The sequence below is a fragment of the Microbacterium sp. SORGH_AS_0454 genome (assembly GCF_031453395.1).
GTDB lineage: Bacteria > Actinomycetota > Actinomycetes > Actinomycetales > Microbacteriaceae > Microbacterium.
Map to the genome: position 1 here is coordinate 2,590,054 of NZ_JAVIYS010000001.1, position 23,731 is coordinate 2,613,784.

28 protein-coding genes and 1 pseudogene are annotated in these 23,731 nt (G+C 69.8%); 23 read left to right on the plus strand and 6 right to left on the minus strand.

The annotated features are described in order from the left end of the window. From ftsY to QE454_RS12295, 7 genes are all read left to right on the plus strand, one after another. Positions 1-873, plus strand: a complete 873-nt coding sequence (gene ftsY / locus QE454_RS12265) for a signal recognition particle-docking protein FtsY (protein WP_307455132.1) — start codon at positions 1-3, stop codon at positions 871-873. A gap of 69 nt (positions 874-942) precedes the next feature. Beyond that, positions 943-1,443, plus strand: coding sequence for a DUF2004 domain-containing protein (locus tag QE454_RS12270; protein WP_103208919.1), 501 nt, complete (start codon positions 943-945; stop codon positions 1,441-1,443). 4 nt (positions 1,444-1,447) lie between these two features. Beyond that, positions 1,448-1,876 (plus strand): MSMEG_6728 family protein, encoded by a 429-nt coding sequence (locus QE454_RS12275; RefSeq protein WP_307455129.1) that lies wholly within the window; start codon positions 1,448-1,450, stop codon positions 1,874-1,876. A gap of 196 nt (positions 1,877-2,072) precedes the next feature. Continuing rightward, positions 2,073-3,116: an iron-siderophore ABC transporter substrate-binding protein gene (locus QE454_RS12280; RefSeq protein ID WP_307317152.1), complete on the plus strand. Its 1,044-nt coding sequence runs from the start codon at positions 2,073-2,075 to the stop codon at positions 3,114-3,116. After that, positions 3,106-4,149: an iron ABC transporter permease gene (locus QE454_RS12285; protein ID WP_307455126.1), complete on the plus strand. Its 1,044-nt coding sequence runs from the start codon at positions 3,106-3,108 to the stop codon at positions 4,147-4,149. The genes QE454_RS12280 and QE454_RS12285 overlap by 11 nt, the downstream gene beginning before the upstream one ends. Then, a complete protein-coding gene (locus QE454_RS12290) occupies positions 4,146-5,177 on the plus strand; it encodes an iron chelate uptake ABC transporter family permease subunit (protein ID WP_210074658.1) in 1,032 nt (343 codons plus the stop codon). Before QE454_RS12285 ends, QE454_RS12290 begins: the two co-directional genes overlap by 4 nt. Then, entirely contained in the window at positions 5,174-5,992 is an 819-nt protein-coding gene (locus tag QE454_RS12295; protein WP_307455123.1) for an ABC transporter ATP-binding protein, read from the plus strand. Before QE454_RS12290 ends, QE454_RS12295 begins: the two co-directional genes overlap by 4 nt. An 81-nt stretch (positions 5,993-6,073) precedes the next feature. On the opposite strand, the gene lipA is transcribed toward QE454_RS12295, so the two are convergent. Both lipA and lipB read right to left on the minus strand, forming a co-directional pair. Further along, positions 6,074-7,108 carry a lipoyl synthase gene (gene lipA, locus QE454_RS12300; RefSeq protein ID WP_210074662.1) on the minus strand — a complete coding sequence of 345 codons (1,035 nt, stop codon included), beginning with the start codon at positions 7,106-7,108 and terminating at the stop codon, positions 6,074-6,076. Then, positions 7,105-7,743 carry a lipoyl(octanoyl) transferase LipB gene (lipB, locus tag QE454_RS12305; RefSeq protein ID WP_210074664.1) on the minus strand — a complete coding sequence of 213 codons (639 nt, stop codon included), beginning with the start codon at positions 7,741-7,743 and terminating at the stop codon, positions 7,105-7,107. Before lipB ends, lipA begins: the two co-directional genes overlap by 4 nt. A 63-nt stretch (positions 7,744-7,806) precedes the next feature. Here lipB and QE454_RS12310 point away from each other — a divergent pair, with 63 nt between their 5' ends. Both QE454_RS12310 and ffh read left to right on the plus strand, forming a co-directional pair. Continuing rightward, on the plus strand, positions 7,807-8,355 hold the full coding sequence (locus QE454_RS12310; protein WP_210074666.1) for a TetR/AcrR family transcriptional regulator: 549 nt from the start codon (positions 7,807-7,809) through the stop codon (positions 8,353-8,355). Positions 8,356-8,407: 52 nt separating this feature from the next. Continuing rightward, a pseudogene (gene ffh, locus QE454_RS12315) lies at positions 8,408-9,953 on the plus strand (signal recognition particle protein). Positions 9,954-9,985: 32 nt separating this feature from the next. Here ffh and QE454_RS12320 read toward each other — a convergent pair. Then, positions 9,986-10,495, minus strand: a complete 510-nt coding sequence (locus QE454_RS12320) for an SGNH/GDSL hydrolase family protein (protein WP_309668673.1) — start codon at positions 10,493-10,495, stop codon at positions 9,986-9,988. Between the two features lie 267 nt (positions 10,496-10,762). Beyond that, positions 10,763-11,926, minus strand: a complete 1,164-nt coding sequence (locus tag QE454_RS12325; RefSeq protein WP_210074672.1) for a glutamate--cysteine ligase — start codon at positions 11,924-11,926, stop codon at positions 10,763-10,765. 224 nt (positions 11,927-12,150) lie between these two features. Between QE454_RS12325 and rpsP the strand changes: the two genes are divergently transcribed. Genes rpsP through trmD form a run of 4 tightly spaced genes read left to right on the plus strand, consistent with a single transcriptional unit; the run spans position 12,151 to position 14,138 of the window. Continuing rightward, entirely contained in the window at positions 12,151-12,564 is a 414-nt protein-coding gene (gene rpsP / locus QE454_RS12330) for a 30S ribosomal protein S16 (RefSeq protein ID WP_056230889.1), read from the plus strand. A gap of 5 nt (positions 12,565-12,569) precedes the next feature. Continuing rightward, positions 12,570-12,800: an RNA-binding protein gene (locus QE454_RS12335; RefSeq protein WP_094736438.1), complete on the plus strand. Its 231-nt coding sequence runs from the start codon at positions 12,570-12,572 to the stop codon at positions 12,798-12,800. Then, the gene (rimM, locus tag QE454_RS12340) at positions 12,800-13,447 is read left to right on the plus strand and encodes a ribosome maturation factor RimM (protein ID WP_307455114.1); all 648 of its coding nucleotides are present in this window, start codon (positions 12,800-12,802) and stop codon (positions 13,445-13,447) included. Before QE454_RS12335 ends, rimM begins: the two co-directional genes overlap by 1 nt. Before the next feature lies 1 nt (position 13,448). Then, complete coding sequence (gene trmD, locus QE454_RS12345) at positions 13,449-14,138, plus strand: tRNA (guanosine(37)-N1)-methyltransferase TrmD (RefSeq protein WP_307455110.1); 690 nt, start codon at positions 13,449-13,451, stop codon at positions 14,136-14,138. Positions 14,139-14,339: 201 nt separating this feature from the next. Here the strand turns inward: trmD and map are convergent, their stop codons facing one another. Beyond that, complete coding sequence (map, locus tag QE454_RS12350; RefSeq protein WP_210074681.1) at positions 14,340-15,122, minus strand: type I methionyl aminopeptidase; 783 nt, start codon at positions 15,120-15,122, stop codon at positions 14,340-14,342. A 118-nt stretch (positions 15,123-15,240) separates the two neighbouring features. Between map and QE454_RS12355 the strand changes: the two genes are divergently transcribed. The 10 genes from QE454_RS12355 (at position 15,241) to QE454_RS12400 (ending at position 23,132) form a co-directional block, all read left to right on the plus strand. Continuing rightward, positions 15,241-15,732: an MFS transporter permease gene (locus tag QE454_RS12355; RefSeq protein ID WP_307455108.1), complete on the plus strand. Its 492-nt coding sequence runs from the start codon at positions 15,241-15,243 to the stop codon at positions 15,730-15,732. Between the two features lie 186 nt (positions 15,733-15,918). Next, positions 15,919-16,266: a 50S ribosomal protein L19 gene (rplS, locus tag QE454_RS12360; protein ID WP_267787110.1), complete on the plus strand. Its 348-nt coding sequence runs from the start codon at positions 15,919-15,921 to the stop codon at positions 16,264-16,266. Between the two features lie 144 nt (positions 16,267-16,410). Further along, positions 16,411-17,160, plus strand: a complete 750-nt coding sequence (gene lepB, locus QE454_RS12365) for a signal peptidase I (RefSeq protein ID WP_210074688.1) — start codon at positions 16,411-16,413, stop codon at positions 17,158-17,160. Then, on the plus strand, positions 17,157-17,810 hold the full coding sequence (locus QE454_RS12370; RefSeq protein ID WP_307455104.1) for a ribonuclease HII: 654 nt from the start codon (positions 17,157-17,159) through the stop codon (positions 17,808-17,810). Before lepB ends, QE454_RS12370 begins: the two co-directional genes overlap by 4 nt. Before the next feature lie 85 nt (positions 17,811-17,895). Next, positions 17,896-18,219: a DUF2469 family protein gene (locus tag QE454_RS12375; RefSeq protein WP_055836674.1), complete on the plus strand. Its 324-nt coding sequence runs from the start codon at positions 17,896-17,898 to the stop codon at positions 18,217-18,219. A 92-nt stretch (positions 18,220-18,311) separates the two neighbouring features. Then, positions 18,312-18,674 (plus strand): YraN family protein, encoded by a 363-nt coding sequence (locus tag QE454_RS12380; protein WP_307455102.1) that lies wholly within the window; start codon positions 18,312-18,314, stop codon positions 18,672-18,674. After that, positions 18,671-20,194, plus strand: a complete 1,524-nt coding sequence (locus QE454_RS12385) for a YifB family Mg chelatase-like AAA ATPase (RefSeq protein ID WP_307455100.1) — start codon at positions 18,671-18,673, stop codon at positions 20,192-20,194. The genes QE454_RS12380 and QE454_RS12385 overlap by 4 nt, the downstream gene beginning before the upstream one ends. Further along, positions 20,191-21,348, plus strand: a complete 1,158-nt coding sequence (gene dprA / locus QE454_RS12390; RefSeq protein WP_307455098.1) for a DNA-processing protein DprA — start codon at positions 20,191-20,193, stop codon at positions 21,346-21,348. Before QE454_RS12385 ends, dprA begins: the two co-directional genes overlap by 4 nt. A 56-nt stretch (positions 21,349-21,404) precedes the next feature. Further along, the gene (locus tag QE454_RS12395) at positions 21,405-22,394 is read left to right on the plus strand and encodes a tyrosine recombinase XerC (protein WP_307455095.1); all 990 of its coding nucleotides are present in this window, start codon (positions 21,405-21,407) and stop codon (positions 22,392-22,394) included. Positions 22,395-22,514: 120 nt separating this feature from the next. Further along, positions 22,515-23,132 carry a DUF3060 domain-containing protein gene (locus QE454_RS12400; protein ID WP_307455093.1) on the plus strand — a complete coding sequence of 206 codons (618 nt, stop codon included), beginning with the start codon at positions 22,515-22,517 and terminating at the stop codon, positions 23,130-23,132. Positions 23,133-23,139: 7 nt separating this feature from the next. Here the strand turns inward: QE454_RS12400 and QE454_RS12405 are convergent, their stop codons facing one another. Next, positions 23,140-23,637 (minus strand): murein hydrolase activator EnvC, encoded by a 498-nt coding sequence (locus QE454_RS12405; RefSeq protein ID WP_307455090.1) that lies wholly within the window; start codon positions 23,635-23,637, stop codon positions 23,140-23,142. Positions 23,638-23,731 lie beyond the last annotated feature (94 nt).

Here is a 23,731-nt window from a genome sequence, read left to right on the forward strand (position 1 = left end):
ATGGCTGAGAACTCCTGGTCGCTGGGCCGCGCGCTGCGCGGGCTGTTCGTCAAGCACACGATCGACGAGACCACGTGGGACGACCTCGAAACAGCGCTGCTGACGGCCGATTTCGGACCCGATGTGACCGAGCGTCTGGTCGATGAGCTCCGCGAGAAGGTCGAGCGCTTCCGCACGACCGACCCGCGTGATCTGCAGCGCATGCTCAAAGAGACCCTCGAGGAGCACTTCGCCAAGTTCGACACGACCCTTCGCCTCACCGAGCGTCCGGCGGTCGTGCTCGTCGTCGGTGTGAACGGTGTGGGCAAGACCACGACCATCGGAAAGTTCGCGAAGTTCCTGCAGCGCTACGGTCGCACCGTCACGGTGGGGGCCGCCGACACCTTCCGGGCCGCGGCGGTCGACCAGCTCGCGACCTGGGCCGAGCGTGGGGGAGCGACGATCGTGCGCCCACAGCACGAGGGTCAGGATCCGGCATCCGTGGCCTTCCAGACCGTCGCCCACGCGAAAGAGACCGGTACCGAGATCGTGCTCGTGGACACGGCGGGTCGACTTCATACCAAGGGCGGGCTCATGGACGAGCTCGGCAAGATCAAGCGCGTCATCGAGAAGCAGGCGCCGATCGCCGAGGTCCTCCTCGTCCTGGATGCCACCACGGGTCAGAACGGGCTGATGCAGGCGCAGGCATTCCTCGACAGCGCGGGGGTCACCGGCCTCGTGCTGACGAAGCTCGACGGTTCCGCAAAGGGCGGCTTCGTTCTCGCGGTGCAGGAGCGCACCGGCATCCCGGTCAAACTCCTCGGCCAGGGCGAGGGCATCAACGACCTCACGGGTTTCACCCCGCACGTGTTCGCGGCTTCTCTCGTCGACTGACCCATACCGCACACACCCACCCGGGCGGGTCGTCTTCCCCAACACCGGGCGGAATGCTTACATGGAGTCATGGCCATCGAGCACGACTTCTTCGGACTCCTCGAGTCGGGCCCGGACGGGTCGATCTTCTGGAGCGAGAATGTCGAGTTCGGCGATCAGAGCGTCACGGTCGATCTGACGGCCCCCGATCAGGACGACGTGTCGGCCGAGGCGCTCGACGTCGCGGCATCCATGGTCTCGTCGCTCGAGGCCATCGACCTCGCCGCCCGGAACGCCATGGTCAACGAACTCGATTCGCGCACCAGCGAGGTGACCGAGTACATCCTCCAGCAGCAGGCCACCCTGGGTGAAGAGCTCGAGGACCTGCTCACGGACGTCTCGGGTGACACGCACATCGACGTCATCAAGGCGCTGCAGCTGATGAGCATGACGATCCTCGCCGACGAGCACGGGGGAGCAGACCCCTTCGCGGTGCTGGAGTACGCTCTCGACCCCGACGCGACCGACGACGTCCTTCTGGTCAACCTGGCCTCCGACGGCAGCGTCCAGTCGGTCACGAGCGCCGACTGAGCGCGTGCAGACCTTTCTGCCGTATCCCTCGTTCGTCGACTCCGCCCGTGTGCTCGATCCGAAGCGCCTCGGCAAACAGCGGGTCGAGACCTTCCAACTGCTGCGCGCGCTGACGGTTCCTGACCACGGCTGGCGCCACCATCCCGCGGCCAAGATGTGGGACGGTCACCTTCCCGCCCTTGTCTCGTACGGTCTGGTGATGACCGACGAGTGGATCTCGCAGGGGCGCGCGGACACCGTCCGCGAGAAGATCCGCGACTTCGCGCCCGAGGTGGACGGCCTCGAACAGGGCGATCTCGACCTGCCGCCGTGGATCGGGGACGAGGCGTTCCACCTCGCCCACCGCTCCAACCTCATCCGCAAGGACGCCGAGTTCTACGTACCGCGCTTCGGCGACATACGCGACGACCTCCCGTATGTCTGGCCGGCCTGAGGCGACCGCGTCGTTCGCTGTTCTCCGGGGGCGATCGACGCGCGAGATGTCGGGCGGGTCGAAGGCCGTCTGAGCTCCGCAGCCCCGCGGGAGCCGCCGTCAGGGGTGCCGACGTGCGAACCACGCCCCACTCCACTAAGGTGAGGCTGTCCTAACCTCAAGCTGTCGAGGTTTTCCCGACCCTCGAAGGAGTCCCATGTCCGTGCGCTCGCGCCGTCGCACCCGTCTCATCGGAGCCGCCACCCTCATCATCACCGGCATGATCGCCCTGGCCGGCTGCGCGGGCACGACGTCGTCGTCGCCGGAGTCCGCCGCCCCGGCCGCCGCGGGGTTCCCGGTGACCATCGACTCCTCCCTCGGGCAGACCGTCATCGACGCCAAGCCCGAACGGGTCGCCACGTGGGGCTGGTCGTCTCAGGATGCCGCGCTCGCGCTCGGCGTGGTGCCCGTGGCCATGCCCGCGTTCGCCTACGGCGGTGTGGACGGCATCCTCCCCTGGGACAAGGACGCCATCGACGAGCTCGGCGGTCAGACCCCGCAGCTGCTCTCGGGCGGCGACAACGGCACGCCGAACGTGGAGGAGTTCGTCCAGGCCAAGCCGGACGTGATCCTCGCCCCCTACTCCGGACTGACCCAGGAGCAGTTCGACGAGCTCAGCAAGATCGCACCCGTGGTGGCGTACCCCGACAAGCCGTGGGCCACGTCCTGGCAGGACCAGACGAAGATCATCGGTCAGGCCCTGGGGTTGTCCGACGAGGCCGACGCGCTCATCGCTCGGACGAACGACGAGATCACGACGCTGGCCGCGAAGTACCCCGCTCTGCAGGGCAAGACCTTCGTCTACGGCGCGAACAACCAGCCCGAGACGTTCAACGTCTTCCGCGCCGACGACCCGCGCGTGCAGCTGCTCACGCAGCTCGGCATGGCCGTCGCACCCAGCGTCGAGGCCAACGTGCCCGCTTCCGATGCGTCGAGCTACTTCTACAAGGTCAGCTTCGAGAACCTCGGATCGTTGAGCTCCGACGTGCTCGTCGCCTACTTCGGAACACAGGATGCCGCCGACGCCTTCGTCGCAGACCCCCTCGTCGCCGCCATGCCGCAGGTGAAGGAGGGGCGGTTCGCCCCCATCGTCGGAGAATCGTTCGTGATGGCCTCGAGCGCTCCCACGGCGTTGTCGATCCCGTGGATGCTCGACCAGTACGTTCCGCAGCTGGCCGCCGTCGCCGAGCGTGTCGGCTGAGGTCGCCCTCGCAGACGGCGCCGCGCGAGTCCTCCTCGCGCGTCGCCGTCTCGCCGCCACGGGGATCGTCATCGGCGCGCTCGTGCTCGTCACCGGTCTCGGTATCGCCGTCGGCTCGGCCGACATCCGGCCGGAGACGGTCTGGGCGGCGTTGACCCACTACGACCCCGCCAACGCCGAGCACATCGCCATCGTCGACAAGCGCGTTCCGCGCACGGTGGTCGGCCTGCTGGTCGGGGCGGCCCTCGGCGTCGCCGGCGCGATCGCCCAGGGGGTGACGCGCAACCCGTTGGCCGATCCCGGCATCCTGGGCATCAACCAGGGTGCCGCCCTCGCGGTGGTGGTCGCCATCACCGTGTTCGGCGCCGTCGGCTCGGCCCAGTACATGTGGTTCGCGTGGATCGGCGGCGCGCTGGCCGCGGCGGTCGTGTGGGCGGTGTCCTCCGGCGGTCGCGACGGGGCGACACCCGCCAAACTGGCACTCGCGGGTGCCGCACTCAGCGCCGCCCTGGCCGGCCTGGTCTCGGCGGTCCTCCTGGTTCGACAGGATGCGCTCGATGCGCTGCGCTTCTGGCAGGTCGGTGCACTCGCGGGGCGCGGCCTCGATGTATTGATCCCGGTGCTGCCGGTCCTGGTCGTCGCGCTGCTGGCGGGGCTCGCGTCCGGCCGGGTGTTGAACCTGTTCGCCCTCGGAGACGACACCGCCGCGGGTCTGGGCGTGCGCGTCCGTCGCGCGCGGCTGGTGGCCGGGCTCATCGTCGTGGCCCTCGCGGGCGGGGCGACCGCTGTCGCCGGTCCCATCGCTTTCGTGGGGCTGGTCGTGCCGCATGTCGTCCGGCTGCTGGTGGGGGTCGACTATCGCTGGATCCTCGCGTACTCCGCACCGGTGGGAGCGGCGTTCCTCGTGGCGGCCGACGTCGTGGCGCGGGTCGTTGCTCGACCGGGTGAAGTGCAGGTCGGGGTCATCGTCGCGGTGGTCGGTGCTCCCGTGTTCATCGCACTCGTGCGTCGCATGAAGGCGGTGGGTCTGTGACCGCGGTGACGGCGCGCCTGCGACGCGCCGAGCGGCGCCGCGTCCTGGCGGTGGTCGCGGGCGCGGTGGGCGTGGTGGTCGCGCTGTCGGCGGTCGCGTTGTCTCTGGGCGCCGCGGCCCTCACCCCGGCCGAGGTGTGGAGTGCGCTCACCGGCACGGGCAGCCGCATCGCGACCTATGTGGTCTGGGAATTGCGCATGCCCCGCGCCGCGGCGGCGGTGATCGTGGGCGCCGCGCTCGGCCTTGCCGGTGCGGTCTTCCAGGTCGTGTTGCGCAATCCGCTGGCGAGTCCCGACGTGCTGGGGGTGACCGCGTCGGCCGGTGCGGTGGGGGTGTTCGCCGTGCTGATGCTCTCCGTGAGCGGTGTGACCCTGACCGTGCTCGTCGTGATCGGCGGCATCGCGGCGGCAGTCCTGATCGGCGCTCTGGCCTGGCGACGCGGCATCCACGCTCTGCGACTGGTGCTCGTGGGCGTGGGTGTGGCCGCGCTGGCATCGGCCGTGACGGGGTACCTGCTCACGCTGTCCGATCTCCGCGACGTCAGCGTGGCCTACACGTGGCTGGTCGGCAATCTCAGCGGAGCGGCGTGGCCGGTGGTCGGCTCGACCGGGGTCATCGCTCTCATCGGGACGCTGGTGCTCACGCTGCAGCGGCGCGGGTTGCGGGCGCTCGAGCTCGACGACGCGAGCGCGACCGCCCTGGGCTTCCGCGTCGAACGCACCCGAGTCGGCGTCCTCGCCACCGCAGTGGTCCTCGCCGCCGTCGCCGTTTCGGCCGCCGGCCCGATCGGATTCGTCGCCCTCGTGGCACCCCAGTTGGCGCGCCGGATCGGAGGCACCGGCCCGCTCTCGCTCTGGGCCGCCGCGGCCGTGGGAGCGGCGCTGGTGAGCACGTCCGACCTGCTGGGGCAGTACGCGATACCGGGGGTGGACCTGCCCGTGGGGGTCGTGACCGGCATCGTCGGCGCCCCGTATCTCGTGTGGCTTCTGGCACGAGGAACCCGAACCCGTCCGGGAGGACTCACATGAACGACGACCCCGTCGACCTGCGTGCCGAGGGCGTCTTTCTCGCCTACGACGCGCGACCCGTGGTCGAAGACCTCACTCTCGCGATCCCCCCGGGACGCATCTCCGTCATCGTGGGCGCGAACGCCTGCGGCAAGTCCACCCTGCTGCGGGCGATGGCGCGCCTGATCACGCCCTCCGCGGGGACGGTTCTCCTCGACGGCGCCGACATCAGATCCCGGCCCACTGCCGAGGTCGCGCGACGGCTCGGTCTGCTGCCGCAGTCGCCGATAGCGCCCGAGGGCGTCACGGTGGCTGACCTGGTCGGTCGGGGGCGGTATCCCCACCAGAGCTGGTTGCGACGGCGCGCGAGCGGGGACGATGAGATCGTCGACGCGGCGATGGCGACGACCGGAGTGCTGGATCTCGCCCCCCGATCGGTCGACTCGTTGTCGGGCGGGCAGCGGCAGCGCGTGTGGATAGCGATGGCGCTGGCGCAGCAGACCGACGTTCTGCTGCTCGACGAGCCGACCACGTACCTCGACGTGAGCCACCAGATCGAGGTGCTCGACCTGCTCGCCGAGCTCAATCGCGAGCGGGGCGTCACCATCGTCATGGTGCTGCACGAGCTCTCGCTCGCGTGTCGCTACGCCGATCACCTCATCGCGATGAGAGACGGCCGAATCGTGCGCGAGGGAGCACCGGAACGGATCGTCGACGTCGACCTCGTGCGCGAGGTCTTCGGGATCGAGTCCGTCGTCGTGGCCGATCCCGCATCGGGCATGCCGCTGGTGTCGCCGATCAGCCGATACCGTCGGCAGCCTGCTCGGGGCGACTGATCCCGAGCTTCTTCGTCCGAGGTCGGCACGGAGCGGGACGATCGCCGGCGGCCCCCGCCGGCAACGCAGCCGCGTGAGACCTCAGACCGCCTGAGCGAACCCGGCGTCGGCTGCCGCGATGTCTTTCGCCAGGTGCCCGAGGTGGGGCGGGATCTCCCGCCCCTTCGACACCATCGACTGCGCCCACAGGCGCCCGGCGCGGTACGACGAGCGCACGAGGGGACCGGCGAGAACACCGAGGAACCCGATGCGCTCGGCCTCTTCCTTGAACTCGACGAACTCGGCCGGTTTGACCCAGCGCTGCACCGGCAGGTGTCGCGGGGTCGGGCGCAGGTACTGGGTGATCGTGATGATGTCGGTGCCCGCGGCACGCAGGTCTTCGAGGGCCTGGACGACCTCCTCCGGCTCCTCGCCCATGCCGAGGATGAGATTCGACTTCGTGATGAGCCCCGCGTCTCGGGCAGCGGTGAGCACCCCGAGCGAGCGCTCGTAGCGGAAGGCGGGGCGAATCCGCTTGAAGATGCGGGGGACCGTCTCGACGTTGTGGGCGAACACCTCGGGACGCGACGAGAAGACCTCGTCGAGGTGGGAGGGGTTTCCCGAGAAGTCGGTCGCGAGGATCTCGACCCCGGTGCCCGGGTTCTCGGCGTGGATGCGGCGCACCGTCTCGGCGTGCAACCACGCGCCCTCGTCGGGCAGGTCGTCTCGGGCGACGCCGGTGACGGTCGCGTACCGCAGCTGCATGCGCGTGACGCTCTCCGCCACCCGACGCGGTTCGTCGCGGTCGTAGTCGGCGGGTTTACCGGTGTCGATCTGGCAGAAGTCGCACCGGCGGGTGCACTGCGAGCCACCGATGAGGAAGGTCGCCTCGCGGTCCTCCCAGCATTCGAAGATGTTGGGGCAGCCGGCCTCCTGGCACACCGTGTGCAGCTCCTCGGTCTTCACAAGGCTCTGCAGTGCGGTGTACTCCGGGCCCATCCTGGCCTTGGTCTTGATCCACTCCGGCTTGCGTTCGATCGGCGTCTCCGCGTTGCGCACCTCGAGGCGCAGGAGCTTCCGCCCGTTCGGAGCGGTGGATGCCGGGGCGTCGGCGTTCCCGGTCCCGCAGGCGCTCATGCGGCCACCGCCGCGTACTCGGCGCGGAACACGCGCTCGATCGTCGGAACGAGATCGGCGGGGGAGACATCGGCACCCAGCACCTCGCTGACGGTGGTCACTCCGGCATCCGTGATCCCGCATGGCACGATGCGCCGGAAACCGGCGAGGGTGTTGTCGCAGTTGACGGCGAAGCCGTGCATCGTCACTCCTTTTTCGACGCGGACACCGATCGCCGCGACCTTGTCGATGCCGAGGGGGCGGCGAACCCAGACGCCGCTGCGGCCCTCGACGCGGAAGCCGTCGACGCCGAGAGGGGCGAGGGCGGTGATGAGCAGAGCCTCGAGTCGGCGCACGTGCGCGACGACGTCGAGGGGCTCGGGCAGACGCACGATCGGGTAGCCCACGAGTTGCCCGGGGCCGTGCCAGGTGATCTTGCCCCCGCGATCGACGTCGACGACCGGCGTGCCGTCGTCGGGACGCTCGTGCGCCTCGGTGCGCTTGCCCGCCGTGTAGACGGCCTCGTGCTCGAGCAGCAGCAGGGTGTCGGCACGCGCTCCCGCCACGACGTCGGCGTGGATGCGACGCTGGTGCGCCCAGCCGTCGAGGTAGGGGACGTAGTGCGGGGCCAGGCCCATGTGGTGGATGTCGATCATCGATGGCTCCGATGTTGGATTGGGTCCAACAATACACAGGGGGTGCGCCCGTAGGCTGGGGTCGTGACCGCCGAGCCTCGAAGTGGACGACCGCGCGCATCGTCGCGCGAAGTGCTCTCGGAGGCGGCCTGCGAGCTGTTCCTCGAGCAGGGGTACGACGCCACGAGCGTCTCGGAGATCACTCGGCGCGCGGGGGTCAGCCGCTCGAGCTTCTTCAACTACTTCTCGGCGAAGAGCGACGTCCTGTGGTCGGGGTTCGACGAGCAATCCGCCCGCGCGACCGCTCTGCTCCACGACGGCGTGGACGTGACCGCGGCACTCACGGCGATCGGCGACGAGCTCGCCCCCGATGCCCTGGCGCTGGCGATCACCAATGCTGAGGCGATGGGCATCGCGGGCGAACTCGATCGCGAACGCGCTATCCGCCAGTTCCGGTTGCAGAGCGAGATCTCGGCGCGACTCGTGCGCGATGGCATCCCTCCTCTGCTCTCACAGGTGCGCGCGGGGGCGCTGTCGGCGGCGGTGCTGGCAGCGGTGTGGGCGTGGGCGGACCGTACGGCCGCGGGCCGCTCGCTCGCCGAGACGCTCGCAGAAGCGCTCTCCGCGGCGTGAGAGCGCACGGAGGGCGGCGAACGCGGCCTGCCCCGCGTAAACTCGACTCATCATGGCGACTTTCGGCACCCTCTCCGACCGGCTCACAGAGACCTTCCGCAATCTCCGGAAGAAGGGCCAGCTCACGCCCGCCGACGTCGACGGGACGGTGCGCGAGATCCGCCGAGCCCTTCTCGACGCGGACGTCGCGCTGCCCGTGGTCAAGGAGTTCACCGCCGCCGTCCGCGAGCGCGCCCTCGGCGACGAGGTCAATCGCGCGCTGAACCCGGCACAGCAGGTCGTGCAGATCGTCAACGACGAACTCATCGGCATCCTGGGCGGCCAGCAGCGTCGTCTGCAGTTCGCGAAGAACCCGCCGACCGTCATCATGCTCGCCGGCCTCCAGGGCTCGGGTAAGACCACTTTCGCGGGCAAGCTCGCCAAGATGCTCGAGAAGGACGGCCACACCCCGCTCCTGGTTGCGTGCGACCTCCAGCGCCCCAACGCCGTCAATCAGCTCCAGGTCGTCGCCGAGCGCGCCGGAGCCGCCGTGTACGCACCCGAGCCGGGCAACGGCGTCGGCGACCCGGTGAAGGTCGCCCGCGACGGCGTCGCCTACGCGACGCGTCAGCAGCACGACATCGTCATCATCGATACCGGCCGGCCGCCTCGGCGTCGACGCCGAGCTGATGAAGCAGGCTTCCGACATCCGCACCGCGACGCAGCCCGACGAGGTGCTGTTCGTCATCGACGCCATGATCGGTCAGGATGCCGTGAACACGGCCAAGGCGTTCCAGGACGGCGTGGACTTCACCGGCGTGGTGCTGTCGAAGCTCGACGGTGACGCCCGAGGCGGTGCCGCGCTCTCGGTGGCCTCGGTGACCGGCCGCCCCATCATCTTCGCGTCCACGGGTGAGGGTCTCGACGACGTCGAGCCCTTCCACCCCGACCGCATGGCGTCGCGCATCCTCGACCTCGGTGACATCCTCACCTTGATCGAGCAGGCGCAGTCCGCCTTCGACGAGGCCGAGGCGATGAAGGTCGCCGAGAAGCTCGCGACGGAGACCTTCACCCTCGAGGACTTCCTCGAGCAGATGCAGCAGATGAAGAAGATGGGCTCCATGAAGAAGATGCTCGGGATGCTCCCGGGCATGGGAAACATGAAGCAACAGCTCGAGAACTTCGACGAGCGCGAGATCGACCGTACCGAGGCGATCATCCGCTCGATGACGGTCGCGGAGCGCCGGAACCCCAAGATGCTGAATGGCTCTCGGCGTCTGCGCATCGCGCGCGGTTCGGGTATGACGGTCACGGACGTCAACCAGCTCGTGCAGCGGTTCGAGCAGGCGGCGAAGATGATGAAGACGGTCGCGCGCGGAGGTGTGCCCAACATCCCCGGCATGGGTCCCGTCGGCGGAAAGCCCGGCGCCTCGTCGAAGCGCGGCAAGCAGCAGAAGGCCAAGGGCTCGCGGTCGGGCAACCCGGCCAAGCGCGCGGCCGAGAACGCCGGCATCGCGGCCTCCGCCCCGGCCACCGGCTCGGGCTTCGGACTGGGCGGTCAGGCGGCTCCGAGCGAGGCCGACCTCGCCGAGCTCCACAAGATGCTCGGTCGCGGCTGACCCGTGTCGCCGGGGCCGGCCCGGCATCTGCGTCAGGGCAGGACGTCCGCGTCCTGCAAGGCCGACATGACGGTCTGCTCGATCGCACGCTGACCCCGCGGGGTGGGGTGGACGTCGTCCTCCTGCATCCACTCGGGGTGACCGGCGAGAGGCTGGCCGACATCGATGAAGGTTCCCCCCACCTTGTCGACGGCGTCCTTGAGGGCGTCGGAGGTGACTTTCGTGTCGCCGGGGACCTCGGGGTCATCGTTCCAGATGGTGCTGAGGCCGACGATGCGCGCATCGGGAGCGGCGGCGCGCAACTGGTCCACGGTGTCGGCGGTGTCCGTGCGGATCTCGTCTTCGTCTTCCCAGAAGTCGTTGCTCGAGGACTCGACGATGAGCAGCTGGGGCTGAAGGGCGACGACCGCGGGCATGAGGCCGGCATAGGTCGTGCCGCAATCGCCCTGGACGACGAAGCCCATGCCCGGGCAGGCCAGGTTCGTGAGCCAGACATGAGCTCGCCCGGCGAGAAGCGTCGGCCAGGCCTGCTGCGGCTCCAAAGCCGAAGCCCGACATGAGGGAGTCTCCGAGGGTCACCACGCGCAGCGGCGTCGAGGAGGTCGACGAGGGCGAGGGACTGGCCTCGAGGATGGGCGCGGCGAACGTGGGGGCGGCTGCGGGCTGAGGAAGACCGGACGCGCAGCCGAGGAGCGTCGCGAGGACGCCCGCGGAGAGGGCTGTCAGCGCGGCCACCCTGATCCGGCGTCCGAAGGTCATGACGCGATCCTAGGAGTGTCCACCTATGAACGAGCGCCGAGATTCGCTCCTTAGACGCGCAGGGCCGCGAGATGCTCGCGCAGGGTAGGGCCCCCACGGAACTCGCGAATGAGGTGTCGGACGACCTCGCGCAGATCGCCGTCGGCGGCCTGTGCCACCGCGATCTGGCGCGCTGAGCTGCCGCCCGTGGCCAGGATCGTCTCGAGACTCGCGAACTCCTTCGCGCACTTCAGCTCGAGAGCGACGTCGGCGAGCTCCTCCATGGTCTCGCGAAGGTGATCGACGACGGGGCGCTGCGTGCCCTCACGATCGACGATCACTCGCGCATCGAGGCCGTACCGGGCTGCGCGCCACTTGTTCTCGCGGGCGTACCAGGGCGGGATGCCGGGCAGCTCTCGCCCCTCGTCGAGCAACCGCGAGAAGTGCTCGACGAGCGTCTGCGCGAGAGAGGCGACCGCGGCCAGCTCCGGGAGGGTCGACATCCCATCGCAGGCGCGGATCTCGACGGTGCCCCACTTGGGCGCCGGTCGGATGTCCCAGCGCACTTCGCTGGCATCCGCCATCACCCCGGTGCGGACCATGTCGTCGAGGTAGCTCTCGAAGTCCCCCCAGGACTCCAGCTGCCAGGGGAGACCTGCGGTCGGCAGCTGCTGGAAGACGAGGGCGCGATTCGAGGCGTAGCCGGTGCGCTCGCCCGCCCAGAACGGACTGGACGCCGACAGCGCCTGGAGGTGGGGGAGGTACACGGTCAACGCGTTGACGATCGGTACGACCTTCTCGACGTCGTCGATGCCGATGTGTACGTGGATGCCCCAGATCATCATGTTGCGCCCCCACCACTGGGTGCGTTCGATGAGGGAGTGGTAGCGCGTCTTGTCGGTGACCTCTTGGTCGAACCACTGCGCGAAAGGGTGGCTGCCGGCGCACAGGAGCTCGACGCCGCGCGGCTCGGTCTCTTCGCGCACCGCGCAGATGGCGTCGGCGATGTCGTCGACGGCCTCGGCGACGGTGTGGCCGACGCCGCTGGTCACCTCGACGGTGTTGGTCAACAGTTCGCCCGTGACGGTGAAGCGCTCGAGGGCGGTCTTCTCCTCGAGCTGGTCGAGGATCTCCGGTGCGCGGGGGACCAGGTCGCCCGTCTCGCGGTCAGCGAGCATGAGCTCCCACTCCAGACCCACGGACGAGCGTGTCGATGCAGCGAACGGCAGCCTCATGCGGCTCAGTCTGACACGGGGGTCGGATGCCGGGATCCTCCGCTACGCTCCGTGTCGCGGCGCGTCGCGTGTCACCGCGGGGTCCGGGGATCTGGCAGAATAGAGGGCTGGACCCGCCACTCGACCCTCTATCCAGTGTCGGTCCACCCTTTTGAGCTTCCGCCGGGTGTGCACCCCACTCTCCAGGCGTTCGGTTCGTTCCTTTTTCATCATTTGGAGTCATCGTGGCTGTCAAGATCCGTCTCAAGCGCCTCGGAAAGATCCGTGCGCCCTACTACCGCATCGTCGTCGCCGACTCGCGCACCAAGCGCGATGGTCGTGTCATCGAGGAGATCGGCAAGTACCACCCGACCGAGGAGCCCTCGTTCATCGAGGTCGACTCGGAGCGCGCGCAGTACTGGCTCTCCGTGGGCGCCCAGCCCACCGAGCAGGTCGCTGCCATCCTCAAGCTCACGGGTGACTGGGGCAAGTTCAAGGGCGACAAGAACGCCGTCTCGACCGTCAAGGTCCGCGAGCCCAAGGCCGCGTTCGAGGCGGATGCCTCGAAGAAGTCGGTCGTCAAGCCCAAGGCCGAGAAGAAGGCCGAAGCTCCCGCCGAGGCGCCCGCTGAGGACGCCGCCGAGACCTCGGCCGAGTAATTCCCGTGCTGTCTGCCGCGCTCGAACACGTCGTCAAGGGGATCGTCGATCACCCGGATGCCGTGACCATCCGTTCCAGCTCCTCGCCTCGCGGTGACGTGCTGGAGGTTCGCGTGCACCCCGATGACCGGGGTCGCGTGATCGGGCGCGGCGGACGCACCGCCAAAGCACTGCGCACGCTCGTGTCGGCTCTCGCCGACGGCCGCCGTGTGCGCGTCGACGTCGCCGACGACTGATGGCGAACGGCGACATCGCGGGCGCTCAGCCCGCCAAGACCCAGCTCCGCGTCGGCCGCCTCGTCAAGGCCCACGGCCTGAAGGGCGCGTTCAAGCTCGAGCTGTACACCGATGATCCCGACGGGCGTTTCACGCCGGGGAGCACGTTCACCCTGCAGGTTCCGGAATCCTCGCCGTGGCACGGCCGCGAGCTGACGGTCCGGGAGTTCCGGTGGATGAACTCGCACCCGGTCGCGTTCTTCGAGGGTGTCGACGACCGCAACGCGGCCGAAGAGCTCGTGAAGGCGATCCTCTGGATCGACCAGGACTCCGAGGTGGCGCCCGCCGAAGACGACGCCTGGTACGACCATCAGCTGGTGGGCCTCGACGTCGTTCGCGACGGAGCCGTCATCGGCCGGGTCGCCCGCGTGGACCACTTCCCGGCGCAGGACCTTCTGATCGTCCGCATGGCCGGCGAGGACCGCGAGGTGCTCGTCCCCTTCGTCAGCGCCATCGTGCCCGAGGTCGACATCGCCGGCGGTCGCGTGGTGGTCACGCCCCCGGCGGGACTGTTCGAGGAGCTCCCGGCCGAAGCCGGCGACGAGCCCGAGCCTGCCTCCTCGTCGGACGGTTCCGACGACGAGAACACCGACACGACCGAGGACTGACGTGCGCATCGACGTCGTCTCGATCTTTCCGACGATCTTCGACGCTCTCGAGGTCTCGCTGCTCGGCAAGGCCCGGCAGAGCGGCCTGCTCGACGTGCGCATCCGGGATCTGCGCGCGTACACGCACGACCGACACCGCACGGTCGACGACACCCCCTACGGTGGCGGTGCCGGCATGGTGATGAAACCCGAGCCCTGGGGCGAGGCCCTCGATGACGTGACGCGCGACGCCGAGTCTCGCCCTGTCATCATCTTCCCCTCGCCCGCGGGCGAACGGTTCACGCAGGCGACAGCCCGCGAGCTTTCCACCGCACCGCACCTCGTGTTCGGTTGCGGGCGATACGAAGGCATCGACGAGCGCGTCTTCGAGTACGCGGCCGAGCTCGGTGACGTGCGCCTGATATCGCTCGGCGACTACGTGCTGAACGGCGGTGAGGTCGCCGTCATGGCGATGGTCGAAGCGATCGGGCGCCTCATTCCCGGTGTCGTCGGCAACCCCGAGAGCCTGGTCGAGGAGTCGCACGAGGACGGCCTGCTCGAATACCCCTCGTTCACCAAGCCCGCCGCGTGGCGCGGGCGCGAGGTGCCTCCCGTGCTTCTCAGCGGCAACCACGGCGCTGTGGCTACCTGGCGGCGTGAGCAGCAGGTGCAGCGCACCCGCGAGCGTCGGCCCGACCTGCTCGCCGACTGACGCTCGTCGGCGCGACGCTCCGCGGCATGCGGGATCTGCGGCACTGTCTCACGTTCGCCGAGCCCCCGGGTCGGCGCGCTCTCGCATTCTCCGCGGTGCAGCCGGAGAAGAGCGAGCGGTTCTTCGGAGGTCCGCCGCCGCAGGACGGGCCGGACATGACGGATGCCGCGACCTCGAGGCCGCGGCATCCGGAGACGTTCTTCAGTCAACGCCGAGGAACGAGCGGTCGGTGAGCACGATCGGGCCCTCGGCCGTGATCGCCACCGTGTGCTCGGAATGCGCGCCACGCGAGCCGTCGGCGCTGCGAAGCGTCCACCCGTCCGGGTCGGTGACGAGTTCATCGGTGGTCTGCAGGAACCAGGGCTCGAGGGCGAGGACGAGACCTGCGCGCAGGGGGTAGCCGCGTCCGGCCTTGCCGTCGTTGGCGACGTGGGGGTCGCCGTGCATGGTGCGGCCGACACCGTGACCGCCGAAGTCGAGGTTGATGCTGAGGTCGTCCGCGTGGGCGACGGAGGCGATCGCGGCGGAGATGTCGCCGATCTTGTGCCCGACGGTCGCCGCCTCGATCGCCGCAGCGAGTGCGCGCTGGGTCGTGTCGATGAGTGCGAGGTCCTCGTCGCGCGCGGTACCCACGACGAATGAGACGGCCGAGTCGGCGACCCAGCCGTCGACAGACGCGGCGAAGTCGAGCGACACGAGGTCGCCGTCTCGCAGCGTGTAGTCGTGGGGGAGTCCGTGCAGCACGGCGTCGTTGATCGAGGTGCAGAGCACCTTGCCGAAGGGGCTCGCGCCGAACGAGGGGTGGTAATCGATGTAGCACGACTCGGCCCCCGCCGAGCGGATCATCTCGTGCGCGCGACGGTCCAGCTGCAGGAGGTTCGTTCCCACCTTCGTCTCGGCACGCAGCGTGGCCAGCACCTCCGCGACGAAGCGTCCGGCGGGGCGCATCGCGTCGATCTCGGCCGGGGTGCGCAGTTCGATCATGGGTGGTTCCTCTCGCGTCGAACCTCCATTCTCCCCGATGCGCGAGGCGGCTGCCCGACCGGACGTCGCCATAGGTTTCTCAGAGGCGAAGCACATGGTGGAGCCCTAGCATCGGGTCATGGCGCTGCGAAGACTGTTCCTCCATTGGCTGTTCCCGGCCGCTTTCGTTCTGCCGCTGTGGTTGTTCGTCGGGTGGATCGTGTTCTCCGGGGGCAGTGCTTGGGGGCTGTTGTGGCTCTTCGTCGCGGTGCCGGCTGTGTTCATCTCGCAGCTCGTGCTGTCGTTGCTGATCCGTGCGCGCGGCAGCGTGCGTGAGAATCGCGCGGTGTCGTGGCGGGATCTGGCCGGTCTCGGAGTCTGGCACGTCGTGATCGTCGCCCTCGGTCTGTTCGACTCCCGCGTCTTCTTCCCTCTGCTCGTGCTGTCGATCGTGGGCGCGCTCGTGTTGTTCTGGTCGACGCTCGCGCAGTTGTGGAGCGAGGCGCGCGGCGCGATGACCGTGCTGCACACGCCCGACGGTACGGCCTACATCCCGCCCGCGCGCGAGCGTGTGACCCGGCCGACGGATGCCGAGGTCATCGTCGTGACCGAGTCCCGTCGCGCCGAGTGACGCGCGACTCCCGGATCCCGTCGGGCGAACCGTTTTGGCTGGTCGGCCCCGGCGTGGCAGAATGGTCGATTGTGCCCTGACCGGCTCTGCCTCAGGGGAGTCAGCCGCTCTCGCGGCTTCGGGCACGCCTCACCTTTTCCCTCTTATCGTGCGATCGACCTGTGGCGGTCGCAGGAAGTGATGATCATGCAGATCCTCGACTCCGTCGACGCGGCTTCGCTCCGCTCAGACATCCCCACCTTCGGCCCCGGCGACACCGTCAAGGTCCACGTCAACATCACCGAAGGCAACCGCTCGCGTATCCAGGTGTTCCAGGGCGTCGTCATCGGCCGCTCGGGCGACGGCGTTCGCGAGACCTTCTGCGTCCGCAAGGTCAGCTTCCAGGTCGGCGTCGAGCGCACCTTCCCGGTTCACAGCCCCGTGATCGACCACATCGAGGTCGTCACCCGCGGTGACGTGCGTCGCGCCAAGCTGTACTACCTGCGCAGCCTGCGTGGCAAGAAGGCGAAGATCAAGGAGAAGCGCGACCGCTGAGTCCGCTCTCTCGAACGCCCCGTGGGTCTCACCCCCGGGGCGTTCGGCGTTCTCACGGCGAGGGCGGTCACGGGGCGGCTCCGCGATGTGCGACCCTGGTTCCTGCGGTTCGGTCGGTGTGCGTCGGACCCGGTGAAGGAACACATGAGCGATCAGACCGCCTCGACCTCGGATGCCGTGGCATCCCGCCCCGCCGGACGACGTCGACGCGGATGGGGAGCGTTCTTGCGCGACCTCCTCGTGATCGTGCTGATCGCGCTCGTGGTGTCGTTCCTCGTCAAGACGTTCGTCGTGCGCTCGTTCTACATCCCGTCGGCGTCGATGGAGAACACGCTGATGATCAAGGACCGCATCCTCGTGGACGAGTTGACTCCGCGTTTCGGTCAGTACTCGCGGGGTGACGTCGTCGTGTTCCGCGATCCGGGCGGGTGGCTGCCCCCGAGCCCCTCCGAGCAGCGGTCGCCGGTCGTCGAGGGCGCGGACTGGGTGCTCTCGCTCTTCGGCCTGTCCGCTCCCGACAGCGACGACCACCTCATCAAGCGCGTCATCGGCACGGCGGGCGATCACGTCGTCTGCTGCAACGCTCTCGGGCAGACGACGGTCAACGGCGTTCCCCTCGACGAGAGCTACGTCCGTCTCGCCCCCGGCGCCACCGCGCCCGAGCCCGTCCCGTACGACATCACCGTGCCCGATGGTTCGCTGTGGGTGCTCGGCGACAACCGCAACAGCTCGCGCGATTCGCGCTTCAACCAGGACCAGCCGGGACAGGGCTTCGTTCCCGTCGACAACGTCGTGGGTCGTGCCTTCCTCATCACCTGGCCGTTCACGCGCTTCGGTCTGATCGACTTCCACCACGAGGTGTTCGCGGGGGTTCCCGCGCCGGCGGCGAAGTGATCGAACCCACTCTCACCCTCGAGCGTCGCCTGCTCAAGGAGCACGCGATCGTCATCGCGTGCGACGAGGTCGGGCGCGGAGCCCTGGCGGGTCCCGTCGCGGTGGGGGCCGCGGTGATCGATCCGACGCGCTCGCGCAAGAGGGTGCCGCAGGGGCTGCGGGATTCCAAGCTCGTGCCCGAGGCGCGTCGCCCCGACGTCGCCGCGCGCGCGGCAGCCTTCGTGCAGCACAGCTCCGTCGGATGGGCGAGCTCGGTCGAGGTCGACGAGATCGGCATCATCCGGGCACTGGGTCTGGCCGCGGTCCGCGCCATCGCCGATCTGCGCGCGCACGGCGTCGTGCCCGAAGACGCCGTGGTGATCCTCGACGGCAACCACGACTACATCACGCCCGCGGGGGAGTCCGGTCTGACGGTGCGCCCGATCATCAAGGCCGACCGTGACTGTGCGAGCGCCGCCGCGGCATCCGTCATCGCCAAGGTTGCCCGCGACACGCTGATGACGGGCTTGCACGACGACCATCCGGCGTACGGGTGGGCTCGGAACAAGGGGTACGCGAGCCTCGACCATCGCGACGCGATCACCGCGTACGGCATGAGCGTGCACCACCGGCACTCCTGGGCGATCGCCGCCGCCCCGACGCTCTTCTGACTCTCGTGAGCGCCGTCCGCGGGACTCGCCCGAGCGAGACCACCGTGCGGCCGGGATGACGGCGCCCGCCTAGGATGGAACAACCATGGATGACGACGTCTTCGAGGACTACGACCGCGAACTCGAGCTGGCCCTGTACCGCGAGTACCGCGATGTCGTGCGCCAATTCACCTATGTGATCGAGACCGAGCGCCGGTTCTATCTCGCGAACGACGTCAATGTCGTCCGCCGCGACACCGAGCACGACTTCTACTTCGAGATCTCGATGACGGACGTCTGGGTGTGGGACATCTACCGCGCCGACCGGTTCGTGAAGTCGGTGCGGGTGCTCACCTTCAAAGACGTCAACGTCGAGGAGCTCTCGCGCCACGACTTCCAGCTTCCGGACGAGCTCTCTCTCGACAACTGAGACTCCTCCACAGAGGGGCGGTTCACGCCGCTGTCCCCGGATAGCCGTTCGCGTGCCGCGGGCCGGGTGAGACGGATGCGACGCTCTCGGGCATGGCAACGAAAGACGAGCTCGGCAGGGCCGGCGAAGACCGCGCCGCCGCGTACCTGACGGACGACGGCTACCGCATCCTCTCGCGCAACTGGCGGTGCGCTCGCGGCGAGATCGATATCGTCGCGGTGCGCGGCGAGACGCTGGTGGTGGTCGAGGTCAAGACCCGGCGGACCGAGGACTACGGTCATCCCTTCGAGGCGATCGACGCCCGCAAGGCGCAGCGTCTGTGGCGCCTGGCGATGGCGTGGCTCGCGGCCCACCCGGACGAGGCGCGAGGCCGGCGGCTCCGGGTCGATGCGATCGGTCTGGTCGGGGCCGATCCCGCGCACGCTCGCCTCGAGCACCTCGAGGACGCGTTGTGACCCTCGCGCGCACCTGGGCCGTCGCTCTGTCGGGGCTGCACGGAGACCTCGTCGAGGTCGAGGCCGACGTGTCGTCGCAGACCCCGGAGTTCTCGATCATCGGGCTCGCCGACAAGGCCCTGGGCGAGGCCGGACGGCGCGTGCGCGGCGCCTGCACGAACCGCGGTCTCGACCTGCCGAAGCGGCGGATCACCGTCAACCTCTCTCCAGCGAGCCTGCCCAAGCGCGGGTCGGGATTCGACGTGGCCATCGCCGTCGCCGCTCTCGCCACGTCGGTGCGGATGGATGCCGCACGCGTCGCAGAGACCGTGCACATCGGCGAGCTCGGGCTCGACGGCCGTCTCCGACCCGTTCCCGGAGTGCTGCCCGCGGTGGTCGCGGCACAGCGGGCGGGGCACCGACGGGTAGTGGTTCCGTCGGCGAACGCCGCGGAGGCCGGACTCATCGACGGCGTCGAGGTGTTCGCGGCCGGCTGCCTCGCCGAAGTGGTGCGGTGGCACGGCGGGAACAGCGATGCCGTCGACCTCGAGCCGGTCGCGGCACCGGCGACGGGCGTGGCGGAAGACGAGTGTCTCGAACTCGCCGACGTCGTGGGGCAGAGGGATGCGGTCGACGCGCTGGTGGTCGCCGCTGCGGGCGGGCACCACCTATTGATGAGCGGACCCCCGGGTGCGGGGAAGACCATGCTGGCGCGACGGCTCCCCGGCATCCTGCCGCCCTTGGGCGACGAGGCAGCGCTGTCGGTCGCTTCGATCCGCTCGTTGTCGGGCGAGGCTGTAACGCGCCTGTCGCGGACGCCTCCGTTCGAGAGCCCTCATCACGGGGCGACCGCCGCGGCGTTGATCGGCGGCGGATCGGGCGTCGTGCGACCGGGGGCCATCGCCCGCGCGAGTGAGGGGGTGCTGTTTCTCGACGAGGGCGGCGAGTTTCCGGCATCCGTTCTCGACGCCCTCCGACAGCCGCTCGAGAGCGGTGTGATCCAGGTGCACCGGTCCGGGGTCTCCGCGACGTATCCGGCGCGGTTCCAGCTCGTCGTGGCGACGAACCCCTGTCCCTGCGGTCAGTACGGGGTAGCGGGCGGTTCGTGCGAGTGCGCTCCGCAGGCGATCCGGCGATACACGCGGCGTCTCTCCGGCCCGCTTCTCGACCGCATCGACATCGACCTACGGCTGCAACGTGTGTCGACCGCCCGTCACGAGGGCAGCGCGCGATCGATGTCATCCGAAGAGGCACGCGCCATCGTGGCGAAGGCGCGTGCGCGCGCCGCGCAAAGATGGGCGCAGACGCCCTGGCGTCGAAACGCCGACGTCCCCGGGACGTGGCTGCGCGGACACGCGGCTCCTTCGCCCGATGTGCTGCGGCCTCTCGACACGGCGCTGCGTCGCGGTGCCCTGACCTTGCGCGGGTACGACCGGCTGCTGCGCGTTGCCTGGACGGTCGCCGATATCGCCGGTCACGACGCGCTGCGATCCGAAGACGTCGGTCGCGCTCTGTTTCTGCGCCGGGGAGCGGTCGCGTGACGGCGTTCGTCGTCGATCCCGGGCAGGCTCGCCGGGCGCTCGCGGGGCTCAGGGGGAGCGACGCGGGGGTCGAGGAGGCCTACGCCCGGGCCGTCTGGAGCGTCCTCGCCGAACCGGGCGACGGATCGGCGGGTGCGCTCATCGCGACGCACGGGGCGGTGGAGGCCCTACGCGTCGCCACCGAGACGCAGGACGCGCAGTTCCGGGCCGCGAGAGCGCGCTGGCTTCCGCGCCTGCAGCCGGAGGCCATCACCGCGGTGCTCGACGCCGCTCGTCGCGCGGGCGCCTCGCTCGTCGTGCCGGGGGATGACCGTTGGCCCACGCGGCTCGACGACCTCGGCGATCACGCGCCGGCGGCTCTCTGGCGTCGTGGGGGAGACGTGGCGAGCGATCGTCCCGCCGTCGCGCTGGTGGGTGCTCGGGCGTCCACGGCCTACGGCGAGGGCGTGGCGGCCGACCTCGCCGCGGAACTGTCGGCCGCTGGCGTCGTCGTGGTCTCGGGTGCGGCCTACGGGATCGACGGGGCGGCCCATCGCGCCGCGTTGTCGACGGGGGGTAAGACGCTCGCCTTCCTCGCCGGGGGTGTGGACCGCGCTTATCCCCGCGGGCACGAGGGCCTGCTGTCGAGGATCGCAAGCGAGGGCGCGGTGTGGAGTGAGACGCCCTGCGGTGCGGCACCCACCAAGTGGAGGTTCCTCGCGAGGAACCGTCTGATCGCGGCGATAGCCGACGCGGTCGTGGTCGTCGAGGCCGGCTGGCGGAGCGGCTCGCTCAACACAGCCGCTCACGCGGCGAGCCTCGGCCGCGCGCTCGGTGCGGTACCCGGGCCCGTCACGAGCGCCGCCTCCGCGGGATGCCACCGGATCCTCCGCGAGTTCGGCGGGGTGTGCGTGACGTCGTCGGCGGACGTTCTCGAGATGATCGGGACGCACGTGCAGGAGCCGCAGAACCCGACGGATCGGACGGACGAGACGACGAGGGTGTTCGACGCGCTCTCCCCGCGCACGGCTCGTTCGACGGTCGAGATCGCACGCCGGAGCGGGTTGTCGGTCGATGAAGCGGGCGTGCTCCTCGGCTTCGCCGAGCTCGAGGGCAGAGTCCGCCGCGATGACGACGGTCTCTGGACGGCGGCGCGCTCGCGGGGGGAGCGATGAACGAGATCTCGCGCGTCGTCGAACCCTCGAGGGCGATCGGCGGGCAGTCTGGATGAATGCACCTGACGGAAGCCGTGGAGGGCTACCTGGCCCATCTGTCCGACGTGCGTCGGCTTTCCGTCGCGACGGTGCGGTCGTATCGGTCCGACCTCGCCCACCTCGTCTCGGCCCTGGGCGATCGAGTCCTGGCGGACGTCGATGTCGAGGACCTGCGTGAGTGGCAGTGGCAGGCCGCGAAATCCGGGCAGTCGAAGGCGACCGCGGCGCGTCGAGCGTCGACGGTCAGAGGGTTCTTCGCCTGGGCGGTCGAGGCGGAGATCGTCGCCTCCGATCCCTCGCAGCGGCTCGTGTCACCCAAACGCGGACGAACACTTCCCGTGGTGGCCACGGCGGACGCGATGGAGCGGGTGCTCGCCGCCAGCGCCGAGCACGCGGCCGGCGGAGATCCGGTCGCCCTGCGCGATCACGCCCTGCTCGAACTGCTGTACGGCTCCGGCGCTCGTGTGTCCGAGGTGTGCGGACTGGACCTCGACGACGTCGATCACGAGCGACGGACCCTCCTTCTGCGGGGTAAGGGCGACAAGGACCGAGTGGTCCCGTTCGGGCTCCCCGCGGCTCGTGCGTTGGAGGCCTATCTCGTGCGAGCACGTCCGGCGTTGCGGGCTCGTGCGTTGGAAGCCTCCACCACTCCCGACGCGGGGGGCGACGGCGCCGCGACGCGGGGCTCGAACGGTCGCGGGAAGGCGCGCGCGGTTGCCCCTGGCGACGGTCGCGCCGTCTTTCTCGGCGCGAAAGGGGCTCGGCTCGGGCCGCGGGCCGTTCACACGCTCGTCACGAGGACGGTCGCGCCGAGCGTCGGCACGGAGGCGCTCGGGCCTCACGCCCTCCGCCACTCCGCGGCGACCCACCTGCTCGACGGAGGGGCGGATCTTCGTGCCGTTCAAGAGATCCTCGGGCACGCGAGCTTGGGCACGACCCAGATCTACACGCACGTCTCGGCCGAGCGTCTGCGCGAGGCCTACCGTCTCGCCCACCCCCGAGCCTGACGTAAGAGGTCTCGCGCGGCGTCCTCCGCGCACTCGGCCCTCACAGCTCGGCAGCGGCAGCGCGCTCGCGTCGACAGCGCCTCGCGTGCGCACGTGCGCCCCACCCCTTAGCGTGGAGTCGTGGACCTTCACCGCCTGGCGCCCGCCGCGATCGGCGTGGTCGGCCTCGCCATCGCGCTCAGCGCCTGCAGCCTGACACCCGAGCCGGTCGAGACCCGTCTGCCTCCCGGATTCGCCGTCTCGAGCCCGCCGCCCGCTGCGGCGGTTCCGTCTCCGTCCGTCGTGACGGCGTCTCCCGTGCCGGCCCAGACCGGTGTCTCGACCAGTCCTCCCGGGGACGCTCCGGCTGACGCGCTTTCGTGCGGCGACGGCGGCAGCCAGTCGGTGTCAGGGGCCGAGCAGACCGTCCGCATCGTCGGCACCTGCTCCGAACTCACCGTGTCGGGCTCCGCCCTCTCGATCGACGCTTCGGCGGCATCCATCCGCACCCTCCGCATCTCAGGAGACCGCGCTCGAGTGGATGCCGCGGCGATCGACGTGCTCGTCCTCCAGGGCAACGACGGTTCTGTCCGCGCCGCCGGAGCCATCGGCAGCATCGATCTGAGCGGAGACCGCTCGACGGTCGACGCGGGAGGCGCGGTCTCGTCCGTCACCGTCCGCGGTCAGGACAACGTCATCCGCGCCACGGGGGGAGTGGGAGCGCAGACGGTCGAGGGCCGGGGCAACCAGATCGGCTGAGCGCGGTTCAGCAGCATGGCAGGAGCACGGCCCGCGGTACCCCACCCAGCAGCCTCAGAGGGTTGACGTAGTCGCTGTGGAACCGGACGCCGAAGTGGACGGTGCCGGGCGTCGCGTGACCGCCCGCGGAGACCCTGCCCGCGAGCGCTGCCCGCGCGACCGTGTCGCCCACGGCGAGCTCGGTGACGACCGGCTCGAAAGTCGTCACGAGCCCGCCCCCGTGGTCGATCGTGAGGATGTCGCGACCGGCGACCATCCCGACGAAGGCGATCCGTCCATCTGCGGGGGATCGAACCGCGTCGGCGCGCAGATCGATGCCGCGGTGTCCCGGACCGTACGCGTGCGCGGGGGCGACGAACGCTCGAGTCACCTGCGCGGGTGTCGCCGGCCACACCCATCCGAGATGGGCGAGCGGATCGGTTTCCGCGGCCTCTGCTCGTGGCGGTACGAGCGCGACCGCGATCAGGACGACCAGGCCCAGAGAGCGAAGCAGTGCCGAGAACATCCCGGAAGTCTTCCGCGCTCCGCGTTCCGACCGCGGGCGGGGAGGTGCCACCGGGGAGAGTCCGCGCCCCGCACGCGGCTGGGGAGGAGCAGTC

Coding starts and splice junctions, on each gene's coding strand:
- QE454_RS12295 (WP_307455123.1), top strand. CDS start 5,174: ATGAACGACGACCCCGTCGACCTGCGTGCCGAGGGCGTCTTTCTCGCC.
- lipB (WP_210074664.1), bottom strand. CDS start 7,743: ATGATCGACATCCACCACATGGGCCTGGCCCCGCACTACGTCCCCTAC.
- QE454_RS12395 (WP_307455095.1), top strand. CDS start 21,405: ATGCACCTGACGGAAGCCGTGGAGGGCTACCTGGCCCATCTGTCCGAC.
- QE454_RS12380 (WP_307455102.1), top strand. CDS start 18,312: ATGGCAACGAAAGACGAGCTCGGCAGGGCCGGCGAAGACCGCGCCGCC.
- rimM (WP_307455114.1), top strand. CDS start 12,800: ATGGCGAACGGCGACATCGCGGGCGCTCAGCCCGCCAAGACCCAGCTC.
- rplS (WP_267787110.1), top strand. CDS start 15,919: ATGCAGATCCTCGACTCCGTCGACGCGGCTTCGCTCCGCTCAGACATC.
- lipA (WP_210074662.1), bottom strand. CDS start 7,108: ATGAGCGCCTGCGGGACCGGGAACGCCGACGCCCCGGCATCCACCGCT.
- QE454_RS12405 (WP_307455090.1), bottom strand. CDS start 23,637: ATGTTCTCGGCACTGCTTCGCTCTCTGGGCCTGGTCGTCCTGATCGCG.
- ftsY (WP_307455132.1), top strand. CDS start 1: ATGGCTGAGAACTCCTGGTCGCTGGGCCGCGCGCTGCGCGGGCTGTTC.
- QE454_RS12325 (WP_210074672.1), bottom strand. CDS start 11,926: ATGAGGCTGCCGTTCGCTGCATCGACACGCTCGTCCGTGGGTCTGGAG.
- QE454_RS12375 (WP_055836674.1), top strand. CDS start 17,896: ATGGATGACGACGTCTTCGAGGACTACGACCGCGAACTCGAGCTGGCC.
- QE454_RS12280 (WP_307317152.1), top strand. CDS start 2,073: ATGTCCGTGCGCTCGCGCCGTCGCACCCGTCTCATCGGAGCCGCCACC.
- map (WP_210074681.1), bottom strand. CDS start 15,122: ATGATCGAACTGCGCACCCCGGCCGAGATCGACGCGATGCGCCCCGCC.
- lepB (WP_210074688.1), top strand. CDS start 16,411: ATGAGCGATCAGACCGCCTCGACCTCGGATGCCGTGGCATCCCGCCCC.
- QE454_RS12270 (WP_103208919.1), top strand. CDS start 943: ATGGCCATCGAGCACGACTTCTTCGGACTCCTCGAGTCGGGCCCGGAC.
- QE454_RS12355 (WP_307455108.1), top strand. CDS start 15,241: ATGGCGCTGCGAAGACTGTTCCTCCATTGGCTGTTCCCGGCCGCTTTC.